The sequence below is a fragment of the Variovorax sp. E3 genome, from assembly GCF_016082275.1.
In the GTDB taxonomy this organism is placed as follows: domain Bacteria; phylum Pseudomonadota; class Gammaproteobacteria; order Burkholderiales; family Burkholderiaceae_C; genus Variovorax.
On the sequence record NZ_MOWM01000092.1, the window covers coordinates 13,445 to 29,265 of the forward strand.

The 15,821-nt window shown below is 70.4% G+C and carries 16 protein-coding genes and 1 pseudogene; 7 read left to right on the forward strand and 10 right to left on the reverse strand.

The features are described 5' to 3' along the window. Positions 1-3: 3 nt before the first annotated feature. The 3 genes from BMG07_RS26030 to BMG07_RS26040 form a co-directional block, all read right to left on the reverse strand. Positions 4-1,491: a GGDEF domain-containing protein gene (locus BMG07_RS26030; protein WP_198086965.1), complete on the reverse strand. Its 1,488-nt coding sequence runs from the start codon at positions 1,489-1,491 to the stop codon at positions 4-6. An 88-nt stretch (positions 1,492-1,579) separates the two neighbouring features. Then, positions 1,580-2,182: a YbhB/YbcL family Raf kinase inhibitor-like protein gene (locus BMG07_RS26035; protein ID WP_269759388.1), complete on the reverse strand. Its 603-nt coding sequence runs from the start codon at positions 2,180-2,182 to the stop codon at positions 1,580-1,582. A gap of 26 nt (positions 2,183-2,208) precedes the next feature. Continuing rightward, positions 2,209-2,586: a Rieske (2Fe-2S) protein gene (locus BMG07_RS26040; RefSeq protein WP_198086966.1), complete on the reverse strand. Its 378-nt coding sequence runs from the start codon at positions 2,584-2,586 to the stop codon at positions 2,209-2,211. A gap of 218 nt (positions 2,587-2,804) precedes the next feature. Between BMG07_RS26040 and BMG07_RS45040 the strand changes: the two genes are divergently transcribed. The 6 genes and pseudogenes from BMG07_RS45040 (at position 2,805) to htpX (ending at position 7,973) form a co-directional block, all read left to right on the forward strand. After that, positions 2,805-3,845: a YgaP-like transmembrane domain gene (locus BMG07_RS45040; protein ID WP_198086967.1), complete on the forward strand. Its 1,041-nt coding sequence runs from the start codon at positions 2,805-2,807 to the stop codon at positions 3,843-3,845. Between the two features lie 3 nt (positions 3,846-3,848). Further along, a complete protein-coding gene (locus tag BMG07_RS26050; protein WP_198086968.1) occupies positions 3,849-4,391 on the forward strand; it encodes an RNA polymerase sigma factor in 543 nt (180 codons plus the stop codon). Continuing rightward, a pseudogene (pyrC, locus tag BMG07_RS26055) lies at positions 4,388-5,418 on the forward strand (dihydroorotase). The gene BMG07_RS26050 and the pseudogene pyrC overlap by 4 nt, the downstream one beginning before the upstream one ends. Beyond that, positions 5,415-6,242 (forward strand): NYN domain-containing protein, encoded by an 828-nt coding sequence (locus BMG07_RS26060; RefSeq protein ID WP_198086969.1) that lies wholly within the window; start codon positions 5,415-5,417, stop codon positions 6,240-6,242. The pseudogene pyrC and the gene BMG07_RS26060 overlap by 4 nt, the downstream one beginning before the upstream one ends. Continuing rightward, positions 6,239-6,994: a DUF3025 domain-containing protein gene (locus BMG07_RS26065; protein ID WP_198086970.1), complete on the forward strand. Its 756-nt coding sequence runs from the start codon at positions 6,239-6,241 to the stop codon at positions 6,992-6,994. The genes BMG07_RS26060 and BMG07_RS26065 overlap by 4 nt, the downstream gene beginning before the upstream one ends. 103 nt (positions 6,995-7,097) lie before the next feature. After that, complete coding sequence (gene htpX, locus BMG07_RS26070; RefSeq protein ID WP_198086971.1) at positions 7,098-7,973, forward strand: protease HtpX; 876 nt, start codon at positions 7,098-7,100, stop codon at positions 7,971-7,973. Between the two features lie 87 nt (positions 7,974-8,060). Here the strand turns inward: htpX and BMG07_RS26075 are convergent, their stop codons facing one another. From BMG07_RS26075 to tehA, 6 genes are all read right to left on the reverse strand, one after another. Next, a complete protein-coding gene (locus BMG07_RS26075) occupies positions 8,061-9,023 on the reverse strand; it encodes a ProQ/FINO family protein (protein WP_198086972.1) in 963 nt (320 codons plus the stop codon). A 55-nt stretch (positions 9,024-9,078) separates the two neighbouring features. Then, positions 9,079-9,705 (reverse strand): flavin reductase family protein, encoded by a 627-nt coding sequence (locus tag BMG07_RS26080; protein ID WP_198086973.1) that lies wholly within the window; start codon positions 9,703-9,705, stop codon positions 9,079-9,081. Between the two features lie 8 nt (positions 9,706-9,713). Then, positions 9,714-10,283, reverse strand: a complete 570-nt coding sequence (locus BMG07_RS26085; protein WP_198086974.1) for a VUT family protein — start codon at positions 10,281-10,283, stop codon at positions 9,714-9,716. Then, positions 10,283-11,929 (reverse strand): NAD(P)/FAD-dependent oxidoreductase, encoded by a 1,647-nt coding sequence (locus BMG07_RS26090; RefSeq protein ID WP_198086975.1) that lies wholly within the window; start codon positions 11,927-11,929, stop codon positions 10,283-10,285. Before BMG07_RS26090 ends, BMG07_RS26085 begins: the two co-directional genes overlap by 1 nt. A gap of 74 nt (positions 11,930-12,003) precedes the next feature. Beyond that, complete coding sequence (gene cysK / locus BMG07_RS26095) at positions 12,004-12,924, reverse strand: cysteine synthase A (RefSeq protein ID WP_198086976.1); 921 nt, start codon at positions 12,922-12,924, stop codon at positions 12,004-12,006. Between the two features lie 68 nt (positions 12,925-12,992). After that, positions 12,993-13,967, reverse strand: coding sequence for a dicarboxylate transporter/tellurite-resistance protein TehA (gene tehA / locus BMG07_RS26100; RefSeq protein ID WP_198086977.1), 975 nt, complete (start codon positions 13,965-13,967; stop codon positions 12,993-12,995). A gap of 111 nt (positions 13,968-14,078) precedes the next feature. Between tehA and BMG07_RS26105 the strand changes: the two genes are divergently transcribed. Then, positions 14,079-15,062, forward strand: coding sequence for an AraC family transcriptional regulator (locus BMG07_RS26105; RefSeq protein WP_198086978.1), 984 nt, complete (start codon positions 14,079-14,081; stop codon positions 15,060-15,062). Here BMG07_RS26105 and msrB read toward each other — a convergent pair. Then, positions 15,014-15,526, reverse strand: coding sequence for a peptide-methionine (R)-S-oxide reductase MsrB (gene msrB, locus BMG07_RS26110; protein WP_198086979.1), 513 nt, complete (start codon positions 15,524-15,526; stop codon positions 15,014-15,016). The genes BMG07_RS26105 and msrB overlap by 49 nt on opposite strands. Between the last annotated feature and the right edge of the window lie 295 nt (positions 15,527-15,821).

A 15,821-nucleotide genomic window follows, 5' to 3' on the forward strand; every position in this document is an offset into this window, starting at 1 on the left:
GCGCTACACCCGGCGCCGGTCGCCCGGCGTGCCTTCGTAGTGCCGTGCCTTGTCGACATACATCGCCCGGTCGGCGCGCTGCAGCGCGCTTTCCAGCGCCTCGCCCGCATGGCATGTGGCCAGGCCGATGGCCAGGCTCAGCGCGTGGCCGCTCTGGCCCGCGTGGAACTGGTTGTTCATTTCGAGCAGCGCCAGGATGCGCTCGCGCATGGCTTCGGCGCCGCGCTCGTCGGTCATGGGCAGCAGCACCGCGAACTCGTCGCCGCCGATGCGCGCGGGCCAGGCCGGCGGGTCGACGGCCTTGTCGAGCACCTCGCCCATGCGGCGCAGCAGCGAGTCGCCGGCGGCGTGGCCTTCCTGGTCGTTGAGCTGCTTCAGGCCGTTCAGGTCGATGGCCACGATCGACACCGGCCACGGGCCCTTGCGCGCGAGGCGGTTGAGCTCCTCGGTGAAGTAGGTGCGGTTGCACAGCTGCGTGAGCACGTCGTGCTTGCCCAGGTATTCGAGGTAGGCCTCGGCCTTCTTGCGCGCGGTGATGTCGACCAGCGACACCAGCACCAGGTCCCAGGTGTCGAGCCGGTCGTCCTGCACCGCGAACTGCATGTGGATGTTCAGCACCTCGCCCGACAGCGAATAGTTGAGCACCTCGCGGTGCTGCACGGTCTTGCCGTTCCACAGGTCCTGCAGCTGCTCGGCGAAGGACTCGCGCATTTCGTCGCGGAAGATGCGCGACAGGCTGCCCAGCAGGGCCTGCAGGTCGGGCGCGCCGAACATGCGCAGGGTTTCGCGGTTCACGTCGATGACGCGGATCTCCTGCATGCAGCGCGTCACGAACTCGGGGTGTACCTTGATGAAGGTGGCGAAGTCGGTGATGCCGCGCGCGCGGATGCTCTCCAGCAGGGTGCGCACGGTGCTGAAGTCTTCCACCCACAGCGACACCGGCGAGCGCTCGAACAGGCTGCGCGCGTAGGCGGCGCTTTCGTCGCGCAGGCGCTGCGCGGCCACGCGCTCGGTGACGTCGTCCAGCGACACCAGCACGCGGTCCCAGGTGGCCTCGTGGCCGGGCAGCACGCGGGCGCGCACGCGCACGTCGAGCCGGCGGCCGTCCAGCGCGTAGTTGACGGTCTCGCTCTCGAAGGTGAGCTGGCCGCGCCACAGCTGGTCGAGCTCGTGCACCACGGTGGCCGACATGTCGCCGCGAAACACGCGGTCGAGCGCGCCCAGCAGGGTCTCCTGGCTGTCGGCGGCGAAGAGCTTCAGCGTGTGCTGGTTGACGCGCAGCACCTTCAAGAGCGCCATGCAGTCGGCCACGCGGCGCGGGTCTTCGGACAGGTGCGCCACCAGGTCGGTGACGCCCTCGGCGCGCCAGCTGTCGAGCTTGCGCTTGAGGTCGCCGTAGTCTTCGATCCAGAGGGAGACGGGCGCCAGGTCGAACATGGCGTCGAGGTCGGTGGACGGGGAAACGTCGGACGCGGCGGCGGTCAGGGCCATCGATGGGCTTTCGGGGAAACGGCGGCCGCCATGGCTGGCGGGCGCGGCGGATTGGGAGCTTAATTATTACCGGCCGGCGAAGAGGGCTTTAGCGGCTGTAGAGGCCCACCACGCTCTGGCCGCCGAGCGCGTGGCCCTTGAGCGCGGCCAGCAGCGCGTCGCGGTTCAGGCCGGCCGGCAGCGCGCCGGGCGCCAGGTCGGAGGCGACCACGGTCAGCGTGTAGTGGTGCGGCCGGTCGCCGACCGGCGGGCACATGCCGCGGTAGGCGGTGGCGCCGGCGACGTTCGGGCCCATCGTGAAATCGGCGCCCGGTTGCGCCTCGCCGGCCTTGAGCTGGCCGCGCTCGGCCGCGATGTTGTAGGCCACCCAGTGCGACACGCCCAGGCCGGCCGCGCCGTCGGGGTCGGACAGCAGCACCGCGACCGACTTCGCCTTGGCCGGCAGGTTGCTCCACGCCACGGGCAGCGACACGTTCTTGCCGCCGCAGTCGCCCACGCCCGCATGCTCGGCCGGAATCGGCGCGTTGTCGGCGAAGGCGGTGGACGTGACCCGGATGCCGGTGAAGGGCTTGCCAGTTGGGCCGGTGGTGCCCTGCGACATGCCGGCGCAGCCCGCCACCAGGCCGGCCAGTGCGAGCGCTGCTACGGGTGCGGCCACGGGGGCGGCGAGGGTGTGAAGTCGGTTGCGCATGGAAGCTCCTTGAAAGGGTGATGTCTTCATTGGCCGGCCGGGCCCAGCCAGACGCTGCCGTCGGCGGTCTCGTGCACGGCCAGCGGGGTGAGTCGCGCGCCGCGGCACGGGCCGCCGACGCACTTGCCGGTGTCGGGCTCGAAGATCGCGCCGTGCCGCGCGCACATCAGGTAGCGGCCCGAGCTTTCGATGATCTGCCCTTCGAAGTCCAGCGGTCCACCCGCGTGAGGGCACTGATTGACGTAGGCGTACACGCCGCCGTGCCAGCGCACGGCGAAGGCCTGGGCGCCGTCGGGCGTGGTGAACCTGGCCGCCAGTGGGCCTTCGGCAAGGGCGGCGGAAATCAATGGGTGTTGCGCCGTGTCCGTGGTGGACGGGGCGGCGAGGGCGGCGGATTCGGTCATGAGGGGCGAAGCGTAGCCAAGGTGCGGGCGCCGTGCAACGCGCGGCGCCGGGCGGCCCGCCGAACGCCGGCCGACCGGGGTGGCTCGCCGACGTGGTGATGGCGTGCCGGGCACCGCCATCCCGGCTACGCCATCCGGCGGATAGACGCCGCCACGCCTGCTTTTCACAATTCGCACCCCGGAATCCGCGTTTCCATTTGCCCCAAGGGAGCACGCCGATGAACACGCTGAAACAGGGCTGGCGCGGGGCCGACGTCCGCCGGCTGCAGGAGGCGCTGAACCGCAAGCTGCAGCCCAGCCCGTGCCTCGTGCCCGACGGAGACTACGGGCCCCGCACCCGCGCCGCCGTGCTGCGCCTGCAGGCCGCGCACTGGCTGGCGGAAGACGGCGAGGCCGGCCCGTGCACGCAGAACATCGCCTTCGACGGCGAGTGCCATGCGCCGGTGCTGCACCCGGTCGCGCTGATCCCGCAGCCGGGCCCCGCGCTGTGCTGGGCCGCCGCCACGGCGATGGCCACGCGCGCCACCGTGCCGGCGGTGCTGGCGCGCACGCCGGCCGACCTGCTCGCCGCCGACGGCGGGCTGAACGACTTTCTCGACCTGCACGACGAGCAGATGGAAGGCAGCCGGCGCTTCGCCGCGGCCCACGGGCTGACCGCCCGCGCGCCGGCGCCCTGGACGCCCAAGGCCCTGCGCGCCGCGCTGCACGCCGGCCCGCTGATGTTCGACTTGCTCTGGGGCCCCAAGGGCCAGGCGGACGCTTCGGCCGGCCGGGCCACATGGTGGTCGTCGCGGGCATGCGCGGCGACGACGACCCGAGCGGACGCGGCACCACGCTGCGTATCTTCGACCCGTGGCCGCCGGGCAAGGGCGCGCGCGCTTCGGTCAACTTCTTCAAGTGGATGCAGGCCGCGGGGTCGCGCAGCTGCCGCGTGTTCCAGAAATAACAAGAAAATTCGCGCGTCCCGCGAACCGTTCGCCGGGTTCGCCGCCTCCTTGTGTCCGAGGGTCTTCCTCGAACACCAAAGGACCGAAGGAATCGCTATGTCCATGCTCTACGTCAAGAATGTGCCCGGCTGGGAACGCGCGCTGCGCATCGTCATGGGGCTCGCCGGCCTCGCCGTCGCCGCCATGAACTGGGGCAGCGCCCCGCTGGCGGTGGGCGCCGGCCTGATGGGCGCCATGCTGGCCCTGACCGGCCTGTTCGGCTTCTGCCCGATGTGCGCCATGGTTGGGCGCAAACCCGCCAAGGGGCGCTGAGCCGTGGCCGCCGGCATCGACCGCGCCGACCTGATCCACGCGGCCCAGACCGGCGACGCGGCCGCCATTGCCGGCCTGCTGGCGGTCTGCCAGGCCGACGCGCGCCGCTACGCCTGGCGGCATTGCCAGGCCAGCGACGTCGACGACGCGGTGCAGGAGTCGCTGCTGGTCATTTCGCGCAAGGTGCGGGGGCTGAAGGCGGCCGCGGCGTTCTCGTCGTGGCTGTTCACGGTGATCCGGCGCGAATGCCTGAAGCTGCAGCGGGCGATGTTCCGCCACGACCCGCTCGACGACGACACCGCCGAGCGGCAACTGGCCAGCCGCGCCGACGGCGCCCTGCGCATCGACCTCACGCACGCGCTGGAGTCGCTGCCCGCGCACTACCTCGAAGTGGTGCTGCTGCGAGATTTCGAGGAACTGACCATCGCCGAGATCGCCGAACGGCTCGGCGAGCCGGCGGGCGCCGTCAAGAGCCGGCTGCACCGTGCGCGCACGCTGGTGCGCGAGTACCTGCTGGGGGCCGATGCGACAATGCCACCGCCATGACAGACACCCTCACGATCACCCGCCCCGACGACTGGCACCTGCACGTGCGCGACGGCGCCGCCCTCGAAGCCGTCGTTCCCCACAGCGCGCGCCAGTTCGGCCGCGCGCTGATCATGCCGAACCTTCGCCCCCCCGTGACCACCGCCGCCCAGGCCGTGGCCTACCGCGACCGCATCCGCGCCGCCGTGCCCCAGGGCGTGGCCTTCGAGCCCGTGATGTCGCTCTACCTGACCGACAAGCTGCCGCCCGAGGAAATCGCACTGGCCGCCGAAGCCGGCGTGCGCGCGCTCAAGCTCTATCCGGCCGCGCCACCACCAACAGCGATGCCGGCGTGACCGACATCCGCCACACCTACAAGACGCTGGAGGCCATGCAGAAGCACGGCCTGCTGCTGCTGGTGCACGGCGAAGTGACCGACCCCGCCATCGACCTGTTCGACCGCGAAGCCGTGTTCGTCGACCGCGTGATGATTCCGCTGCGCCGCGACTTCCCCGAACTGAAGGTGGTGTTCGAGCACCTGACCACCAAGGAAGGCGCCCACTACGTGCGCGACGCCGGCCGCTTCACCGCCGCCACCATCACGGCGCACCACCTGCTGTACAACCGCAACGCCATCTTCACCGGCGGCATTCGCCCGCACTACTACTGCCTGCCCGTGCTCAAGCGCGAGACGCACCGCGTGGCGCTGGTCGAAGCCGCCACCAGTGGCAGCGACCGCTTCTTCCTGGGCACCGACAGCGCGCCGCACCCGGCGCACCTGAAGGAGCACGCGCTGGGCTGCGCGGGCTGCTACACCGCGCTCACCGCCATCGAGCTGTACGCCGAGGCCTTCGACAGCGTGAACGCGCTCGACAAGCTCGAGGGCTTCGCGAGCTTCAACGGCCCCGACTTCTACAACCTGCCGCGCCACACCGACACCATCACGCTCCGGCGCGAAAGCTGGACCGTGCCGGAAACGGTGCCCTACGGCGAAGCCACGCTCAAGCCCTTGCGCGGCGGCGAAACGATGAACTGGAAACTCGCATGACGCCCACGCCGCGCGTGATGCTGCTGATCGACGCCGACAACGTCTCGGCCGACGTGATCGAGCAGGCCGTGCAGCGCACCATGGACGAGTACGGCGCCATCCACGTGCGCCGCGCCTACTGCAACGCCGAGATGGCCGTGAACCGGCAGGCGATGTTCAAGCGGCTGTCGGTGCGCCCGATGGTGAACCTCTCGACCGGCAAGAACAGCACCGACATCGCGCTCGCGGTCGACGCCATCGACCTCGTTATCGACGAGCGGCCCGACGTGGTGGTGCTGGTGTCGTCCGACTCCGACTTCGCGCCGCTGGTGATCCGCCTGCGCGAAAAGGGCTGCCGCGTGTGCGGCATCGGCCAGCAGGGCAAGACGGGCGAAGAGACGGTCGGCATCTACGACGCGTTCATGGACCTGGCGCACCACGGCGGCGGCGCCAAGCCTGCGGCCCGCACCGCCGCCGCGAAGAAGGCGCCGGCCGCCAAGTCGGCGCCCGCGACGAAGACCACGCGCGCCAAGGCCGCGCCCGCCGCCAAGAAGACCGCGACCAAGACGGCGGCGCGCAAGAGCACCAAGGCCGCCAAGGCCGCGCCCCCGCCGCCGCCGCCCGAACCGCGGAGCTCCGAGGCGGCCGAGTTCATCCTGCAGGCCGTGCCCGCGCTGCGCAGCGGCAAGGACGTGCCGCTGAACGACGTGGCGCAGGCCCTGCGCGCGGCGGGGCTGCTCGGCAAGCACGGCAGCTCGCTCAAGCTGTTCGACAAGCTCACCGCCGAATTCGCGGTGATGCAGCACCCCGACCGCATCCGCTGGACGGACGCGCCCGCGCCTTGACCCTGCCGGCGGTCGACTGGGCGCAGCCCTGGCTCGCGCCTTATCGCGCCCACGGCGAAGCGGTGGCGCAGGCCGTTTCGCACAAGGGCTCGGTCGCCGCCGCGCTGCAAGCCGTCAAGCCCGCCCCGGTGCCCGACTTCGTGGGGCAACACGCGCTGCCCGCCGGGCAGGCCTACGAAGCGCACATCTTCCAGACCCGCACGGTGCCGACGCGCGACAACTTGCACGACCTGTTCAACGGCCTGGTGTGGCTCGCGTTCCCGCAGGCCAAGCGCCGCCTCAACGAACTGCAGGCCGCCGAGATCGCGCGCCACGGCGTCGCCCCCGTGCGCGGCCCGCTGCGCGATGCGCTCACGCTGTTCGACGAGAACGGCGCGCTGCTCGATGCGCCGCCCGCGCTGTGGCAGGCGCTGATCGCGCGCGACTGGCACGCGCTGTTCGTGGCGCGGCGCGGCCTGTGGGCGCAGGCGCGGCTGCTGGTGTTCGGCCATGCGCTGCTCGAAAAACTCGCCGCGCCGCGCAAGCCGATCACCGCGCACGTGCTGCTGACGCACGAGGCGGCGGGCGGCGTGGCCTTCGACGACGCGCGCATGGCGCGCGCGCTGGACCCCGCGCGGCTGGCGTGCAAGCCCTTCGTGCCGCTGCCGGTGCTGGGCGTGCCCGGCTGGTGGCCGGGCAACGAGGCCCCTTCGTTCTATGCCGATCCGCAGGTTTTCAGGCCTTTGCCGGATCGGGGAATACACGGGCGCTAGAACTTTTACTCCTATCATGGTCTCCGCCCCCATGCAGCGCGCGGGTTGAAGTGAGCCCATCGGGCCCTATCTGCATGGAAGCGTTCCCCACGGAGAATTCAACTTGAAACGTATCCTTCTGTTCGTCCTGACCAATGTGATGGTCGTCGCGGTGCTCGGCGTGGTCGCCAGCCTGCTCGGCGTCAATCGCTTCCTCACGGCCAACGGGCTCAACCTCACGGCGCTGCTCGGCTTTGCGCTGGTGATGGGTTTCGGCGGCGCGATCATCTCGCTGCTCATCAGCAAGCCCATGGCCAAGTGGACGGCCGGCCTGCGCATGATCGACAACCCCCAGTCGCCCGACGAGGCCTGGATCGTCGGCACCGTTCGCAAGTTCGCCGACAAGGCCGGCATCGGCATGCCCGAGGTCGGCATCTTCGAGGGCGAGCCCAATGCCTTCGCCACCGGCGCGTTCAAGAACTCGTCGCTGGTGGCGGTCTCTACCGGCCTGCTGCAGAACATGACGCGCGAAGAGGTCGAGGCCGTCATCGGCCACGAGGTGGCCCACATCGCCAACGGCGACATGGTGACCATGACGCTGATCCAGGGCGTGATGAACACCTTCGTCGTGTTCCTGTCGCGCGTGATCGGCTATGCGGTCGACAGCTTCCTGCGCCGTGGCGACGACCGCAGCTCGGGCCCCGGCATCGGCTACTACGTGAGCACCATCGTGCTGGACATCGTGCTGGGCTTTGCCGCCGCGATGGTGGTGGCCTGGTTCTCGCGCCAGCGCGAGTTCCGCGCCGACGCCGGCGCCGCCGCGCTCATGGGCCAGAAGCAGCCGATGATCAACGCGCTCGCGCGCCTGGGCGGCCTGCCGGCCGGCGAACTGCCGAAGGCGGTCGAAGCCATGGGCATCACGGGCGGCATGGGCAAGCTGTTTGCCACGCACCCGCCGATCGAAGAGCGCATTGCGGCGCTGCAGAACGCGCAGCGTTGAGTACGTCATCGGGCGCACCGTTCGCGCCAAACAAAAAGGGGCTGGTCGATCGACCAGCCCCTTTTTTCATTGTCGAGCGCGTCGGGCTCAGGCGGCGCTGGGCGCGGGCGATTGTTCTTCGGTCGCGCCGGCTTCGCTGGCCGTTGCAGCGGCGGCCGCAGCCGCAGCGGCTGCTTCGGCCGCCAGGGCTTCGTCCGCGCGCACGCGGGCCAGCACCTGCGTGACTTCTTCGGGGTCCATGCCGTACATCTCCGCGAACTCGGCTTCGCCGCGGCCGCTGGCGGTGAAGGCGCGCATCAGCGCCTCGCGCTTGGCGGCCTGGCGGCCCAGTTCGGCCACGGCTTCGTCGAGCAGGGCGTTGTTGACTTCGTCCTGCGTGCGCACGCGCTCGGCGTAGGCATCGCGGGTCAGGCCCGAGGCCTCGATGGCGGCGATGATGCGCGCGACCACCTTGGGGCGCAGGTCTTCGTTGGCGCGCGCCTGGCGGCGCTTGAACACCTCCAGGATCGCGTGGTGCACGTGCTCGGGTGCCACCGGCTCCACGGGCTCGGCGTTGAGGTCATGGCGCTGGTGGCCGGCGGCCACCGCTTCGAGGTAGCGGGTGGAGCGCGCGTGCAGGCCGAGCGCGACCTTCAGGTCTTCCTTCTTGAAGTCGTCGGGGTGCAGCGCCAGCAGGTCCTGGTAGACGCCGAGCTTGAGCGGCAGGAAGTGCGCGCCGAACATCTTCGGGTACAGCGCGAACAGCTTCTCGAGCGCGGGGTGCACCTTGCGCGGCGTGCGCTGGGCCTGCTGCTGCTTGTTGCCGTTGTTGTTGCCTTGCTGCGCCTGCTGCTCGGGCTGCTGTGCCTTCTGCGGTTGTCCGCCGCCGCCACCGCCGCGGCGCGAACCACCGCGGCCCCGGCCGCCGCGCGACTGTCGCTGGCGGGGTTGCTGCTGCTGTTGTTGCTGCGCGTCTTGTGTCTGTTGCGTCTGTTGCGGCTGGGAGGTGCCGGTGTCTGCCTGGACTTCGCGGACTTCCTGGATTTCTTGTGAGGTGGCGTTATCGGTCATCGATCGGTGTGTCAGGTGGACGGCAGTCAGGAAAGAAAACAAGGCTCGCTCGCGCTCAGCGCGGGCGGAACATCTTGAACATATTGTCGGGGCTGATCTCGAAGTAGTCGGCCGGGCCGCCGCCGCGCAGGATGGGCTGCGCCGCCGCGGTGTCGTAGATGCCGTTGTTCAGCAGGTGGCGCGCGATGTGCACGCCCACCACTTCGCCCAGGATCAGCCAGGTCGGCACGGGCACGCCGTCCACGCCCTCCAGCTGCAGGATCTGCGTGAGCCTGCATTCGAAGGACACGGGGCTTTCGGCCACGCGCGGCACGGCGATGTTGCGCGAGGCCACGGGCGTGAGGCCCGCGAGCTCGAACTCGTTCACCTCGGGCGGCACGGCGGCGCACGAGCGGTTCATCTGCTCGGCCAGCGGCCGGGTCGCCAGGTTCCAGCCGAACGCCCGCGTCTGGCGGATGTTGTGCAGGCTGTCCTTGGCGCCGATGCTGGCAAAGCCGACGATCGGCGGCGTGTAGTTGAAGGCGTTGAAGAAGCTGTAGGGCGCCAGGTTGAGCACGCCGTGTTCGTCCTGCGACGAGATCCAGCCGATGGGGCGCGGGCCGACCATCGCGTTGAACGGGTCGTGCGGCAGGCCGTGGCCCTGGGCGGGCTCGTAGAAATGGAAGTCGTCGATGCCGGACATGGTGGCTTTCAGTGGCTCAGGGCCGAGGCGCGCGCGGCCTGCCGGCCGATCAGCAGCCGGAACGGCAGCAGCATCAGCACGCCCACGCCCAGCTTCACCGCGAGGTCGCCGAGCGCCCAGGTGAGCCAGGGGCCGTCGGTGCCCGCGAAGGCGATGCCCCAGAACACGATGCTGTCGAGCACCGCCGCGATCACCGTGGCCACCAGCGGCGCGCGCCACCACAGGCCCTGGCGCAGCCGGTTGAAGATGCCGATGTCCAGCAGCTGCGAGGCAATGAAGGCCAGCCCCGAGGCGGCCGCGATGCGTGCCGGCGCGAGCAGCAGCGACACCGCCACCGCCACGGCAAAGCCGACCCAGGCCACGCGCCGCGCCATGCCGGGACCGAAGCGCCGGTTGACCAGGTCGCTCACCAGGTACGCCACCGGGTAGGTGAAGGCGCCCCAGGTCAACCAGTCGTTGATGGCGAACTGCACGAGGATGTTGGAGGCCAGCACCACGGCCGCCATGGCCAGCGTGGCAATGCCCAGCTGGCCGACGGTCGGCCGCGCGAAGTGCAGCGGTGGGGTCGCGGACTGCATCAGGCGTTGGCCGTTCGGGCCTGTTCGGCTTCGGCCAGCACGGCGTGCGCCACGGCCTCGGCCACCTTGATGCCGTCCACGCCGGCCGACAGGATGCCGCCCGCGTAGCTCGCGCCTTCGCCGGCCGGGTACAGGCCGCGCACGTTCAGGCTCTGGAAGTCGTCGCCGCGCGTGATGCGAATCGGCGACGAGGTGCGCGTTTCCACGCCGGTGAGCACCGCGTCGTGCAGGTCGAAGCCCTTGATCTTGCGGCCGAAGGCGGGGAAGGCCTCGCGCATGGCCTCGATGGCGTAGGCGGGCAGGGCCTGGTGCAGGTCGGTGGGCGTCACCCCGGGCTTGTACGACGGCGTCACGCTGCCGAGCGCGGTCGAGGGCTTGCCCGCCACGAAGTCGCCCACCAACTGGCCGGGCGCGTGGTAGTTGCTGCCGCCGAGCACGTAGGCGTTGCTCTCGAGCTGGCGTTGCAGCGCGATGCCCGCGAGCGCGTCGCCGGGGAAGTCTTTCGGGTCGATTCCCACCACGATGCCCGCGTTGGCGTTGCGTTCGTTGCGCGAATACTGGCTCATGCCGTTGGTGACCACGCGACCCGGCTCGCTGGTGGCCGCGACCACGGTGCCGCCGGGGCACATGCAGAAGCTGTAGACCGAGCGGCCGTTGCTGGCGTGGTGCACCAGCTTGTAGTCGGCCGCGCCCAGCAGCGGGTGGCCCGCATGGCGGCCCCAGCGCGCGCGGTCGATCAGGCCCTGCGGGTGCTCCACGCGAAAGCCGATCGAGAAGGGCTTGGCCTCGATGTGCACGCCGCGTGCGTGCAGCATCTCGAAGGTGTCGCGCGAGCTGTGGCCCAGCGCCATCACGACGTGGTCGGCGCGCAGCTCGCTGCGCTGGCCTGTGGTCTGGTCGAGCACGGTGAGGCCGCGCAGGTGGCCGTCTTCGATGTGCACGTCGGTCACGCGCTGCTCGAAGCGGATCTCGCCGCCCAGCGCCACGATCTGCTCGCGGATGTTCTCGACCACCTTCACCAGCTTGAAGGTGCCGATGTGCGGATGCGCGACGTAAAGGATTTCGGGCGGCGCGCCGGCCTTCACGAACTCTTCCATCACCTTGCGGCCGAGGAAGCGCGGGTCCTTGATCTGGCTGTAGAGCTTGCCGTCGGAGAAGGTGCCGGCGCCGCCTTCGCCGAACTGCACGTTCGACTCGGGGTTGAGCACGCTCTTGCGCCACAGGCCCCAGGTGTCGCGGGTGCGCTGGCGCACGGTCTTGCCGCGTTCGAGCACGATGGGCCGAAAGCCCATCTTCGCGAGCATCAGCGCCGCGAAGATGCCGCAGGGGCCGAAGCCGATCACCACCGGCCGCGCCGTGCCTTCGGCCGCGTTGGCCGGCGGCACGTAGACCATGTCGGGCGCGCTCTGGATGTGCGGGTGGCCCGCGTGCCTTGCCAGCAGCGCGGCTTCGAGCTTGGCGTCCGCCAGTTGCACGTCGCAGATGTAGACCGTGAGCAGGTCGACCTTGCGCGCGTCGAAGCTGCGCTTGTAGACGGTGTGGGAGGCGATCGCGTCGAGCGGAACGTCGAGCGTTCTGGCGATCAGTGCGGCCAGCGCCTCGGGCGCGTGGTCGAGCGGAAGTTTGAGTTCGGAGATTCTCAGCATGTCGTGGTGGCTTGTGGTTATCAAGCAGACCGCGCATTTTAAGCGCCGAAGGCGCTATGAAAGCGATAGCTGGATCAGGCGGGCAGGAAGCCCTCGACCGACAGGTAGCGCTCGCCGGTGTCGTAGTTGAAGCCCAGCACCACCGCGTCGGGCGCCAGCGATGGCAGTTTCTGCGCGATGGCCGCGAGCGTGGCGCCCGACGAAATGCCGACCAGCATGCCTTCCTCGACCGCGCAGCGGCGCGCCATTTCGCGCGCCGGTTCGGCGTCGACCTGCAGCACGCCGTCGAGCAGCGAGGTGTCGAGGTTCTTCGGAATGAAGCCCGCGCCGATGCCCTGAATCGGGTGCGGCGCCGGCGCGCCGCCGGAGATCACGGGCGAGGCCACCGGCTCCACCGCGAACACCTGCAGCTTGGGCCACTTCTTCTTGAGCACCTTCGCCACGCCGGTGATGTGGCCGCCCGTGCCCACGCCGGTGATGATCACGTCGACGCCGTCCGGAAAGTCGGCCGCGATTTCCTCGGCCGTGGTGCGCACGTGCACGTCGACGTTGGCGGGGTTGTTGAACTGCTGCGGCATCCACGCGCCCGGCGTGCCGGCCACGATTTCCTCGGCGCGGGCAATGGAGGCCTTCATGCCGCCGGCGCGCGGCGTCAGGTCGAAGCTGGCGCCGTAGGCCAGCATCAGGCGGCGGCGCTCGACCGACATGCTGTCGGGCATCACCAGGATCAGCTTGTAGCCCTTGACGGCCGCCACCATGGCCAGCCCGATGCCGGTGTTGCCCGAGGTCGGCTCGACGATGGTGCCGCCGGGCTTCAGCGCGCCGCTCTTCTCGGCGTCTTCGACCATCGCGAGCGCGATGCGGTCCTTGATGGAGCCGCCGGGGTTGGCGCGCTCCGACTTGACCCAGACCTGCTGCTTCGCATTGCCGAACAGGCGGTTGATGCGGATGTGCGGCGTGTTGCCGATGGTCTGGAGGATGTTCTGGGCCTTCATGGAATCTCCTTGGATCGATGCGTTTGTCGGACGGACAGCGCGCATTGTGAGACCAGCCCGTGGCGCTTTCAGCGCGAGGGTGTCGCGGCGGGCAACAGGCGCCCTTGCAGCAGCAGGCCGAGGGTCTTGAGCACCAGCAGGCCGATGAGCACGTTGGCCGCCACGAACAGCGCCGGGGCGAGCCATTCGACCGGGCCCGTCGCGCCGGCCGCGAGCAGGCGCATGGCCAGCGTGGGCAGCGCGGCCACGCCGAAGCTGAAGGCCCAGTACGAGGGCGCGAAGGGCTGCCGCGCGATCCACGGCAGCAGGCGCAGGAGCAGCAGCCCCTGGTACAGGCCGTAGCCCAGCAGGATCTGCGCGAACAGGTCGGGCACGCCGCCGTTCAGGCTCATGTAGGTGACGCCGCCCACCACGGCCGGTGCGAGCTGGATGCCCAGCAGCGGGCGCTGCGCGTCGGGCAGCGGTTCCTGCGTGGCCGCGCGGTTCAGGATCAGCGATTCGAGCGCGAGCCACGAGAACAGCCCCGCGCCGAAGAACAGCATGCCCAGGTGCGGCCAGCCGAAGGCGGCGGCGGCGGTGCCGGCCACGAAGTTCTGCGCCACGGCCGGCAGGTAGGCGGCCGGCGTCACCAGCTCGGGCTTGCGCCCGCCTTGCCACATGCGGCCGTAGAGCCAGAGGCCGAGCGCGAGCTGCCCGGTGACCGCCAGCGCGAACACGGCCAGCGCCACCGGCCGCGAATACGGCAGCAGCGCCATCGCCGCGAGCATGCTGGCCACGGGGCCCAGGGCGGCGAACGACGACTGCACCGGGTGGGCCATCTCGGCGCGCGCGTCGGCGCCGTGGCGCAGCCACTTGTGCGCGTACAGCGCCAGCACCGCGAGCCACACGGCAATGCCGCTCCAGGTCACGAAGCGGGCAATGTCCTGCGGCAGCTGCCACAGCGGCGCGGCCACGCGCCAGGCATTGCCCAGCGCCAGCACGCCCACGGCGATGCCGAAGAAGGAAGCGGGAATCGGTGCGCGGTCGGAAGGAGAAGCAGTCATTCGGTTCACCTCGTGGGAATCATCGGATGAATGAACTTTAGGCCGGCGCGGTGCGCTTTTGAATGCCAGAATGTCTGCATAAATTGCTCCAACGTCTCACGCATGGACCCCTTGAGCGAACTCGTCGGATGGCTCGACCCGCGCGGCCGCATGGACCTGCGCTGCCTGTTCGGGCAGGACTGGGCCGCGCCGCACGACCCCATCGGCCCGTGGCGCGCGCCGTTCCATATCCTGCTGCGCGGGCGCTGCGAGCTGTGGCTGCCCGAAAGCCGCGCGCTGGTGCCGCTGGAAGAGGGCAGCCTCGTGATCCTGCCGCGCGGCTCGGCGCATGTGCTGCGCACGGCGGGGCTCGAAGGGGAGGGGCGCGCCATCCGCCTGAAGCCGGGCGAGCTGCTCGACCTGAAGACGAACCTGCCGCGCCCCGGCAAGGCCGACACCGACATCCTCTGCGGCGAGTTCGAGTTTCCCGGCCGGCGCCGCAGCATGCTGCTCGAGGCGCTGCCCGAGCCCATGGTGATCCCGTTCGCGCAGCACCCCGAATACGTGTGGCTCGAAGGGCTGGTGCGGCTCATGGCGCACGAGATCGAGCAGCAGCGCCCCGGCGCGGCGGCCATCGTGGCGCAGCTGTCGGGCACGCTGTTCACGCTCGCGGTGCGGGCGTACCTGGAAACGCGGCCCGAGTTGTCGGGCGTGCTCGGCCTCATGGCCAGCCCGCGGCTGGCGGCCGGCCTGCAAGCCATGTTGCAGCACCCCGGGAAGGCATGGACGGTGGCCTCGCTGGCCGACCGCTGCCACCTGTCGCGCGCCACCTTCGCGCGCGAGTTCACGCGGCGCGTGGGCACCGGCCCGCTGGAGCTGCTGACCACGCTGCGCATGGAGCTGGCGTCGCGGCTGCTGGCGCAAGGCGGGCAGGACACGGCCAGCGTGGGCGAGGCGGTGGGTTATCGCTCGGAGGCCGCGTTCAACCGCGCGTTCACGCGGCATGCGGGCGTCACGCCGGGGCGCTTCCGGCGGGCGGCGTCAGGGGGCCAGGGCGTGCAGGGCGCTCAGGCGGCACCCGGCGCGAACTTCATCGCCACGCCGTTCATGCAGTAGCGCAGCCCGGTGGGCCTGGGCCCGTCGTCGAACACATGGCCCAGGTGGCCGCCGCAGCGGCTGCAGTGCACCTCGGTGCGGGTCATGCCGAACGAGCGGTCCTTGTGCTCGCCCACGGCCTTGTCCAGCGGCTGCCAGAAGCTGGGCCAGCCGGTGCGGCTGTCGAACTTGGTCTTCGACGAGAACAGCTCCAGCGCGCAGCCCGCGCAGCTGAAGCGGCCCGCGCGGTGCTCGTCGTTCAGCGGGCTGGTGTAGGGCCGCTCGGTGCCTTCCTGGCGCAGCACCGAGAACTGGTTGGCGTCGAGCAGCTTGCGCCACTCGGCCTCGGTGTGCGTGACCTCGAACTTCTCGTTCTCGGCCGCCTGCGCGGGCCGCGAGAACCAGCCCATGGCGTTGGCGATGGCCAGCCCCAGGGTCGAGGTGCCGGCGGCAATGGCGAAGCGGCGTCCGGTGTTGTGCGTCATGACATGCCTTCGTTCGATGGTGGGCGGAATATCGTTTTCGATATATTCGTGCGAATACAGCGAGGTGCATTCGCCAGTTGGCCGCGAGAGGGCGGCCGGCCGGCCGATGGCTGTGTCGCGCCTGGTAGTTCGGGCGAACGGGCCGCCGGGTTACAGCGGCTCGCGCGACCGCCGCTGTGCCGCAGTGAATACATCGAACAAGGAGACTTCTGTCATGCGTTGGTCAACGGGTGTGGTTTCGGGCGTCGCGGCGTTGCTGCTCGCGGGGTGCGGTGGGGGCGGCGACGGCGGCGGG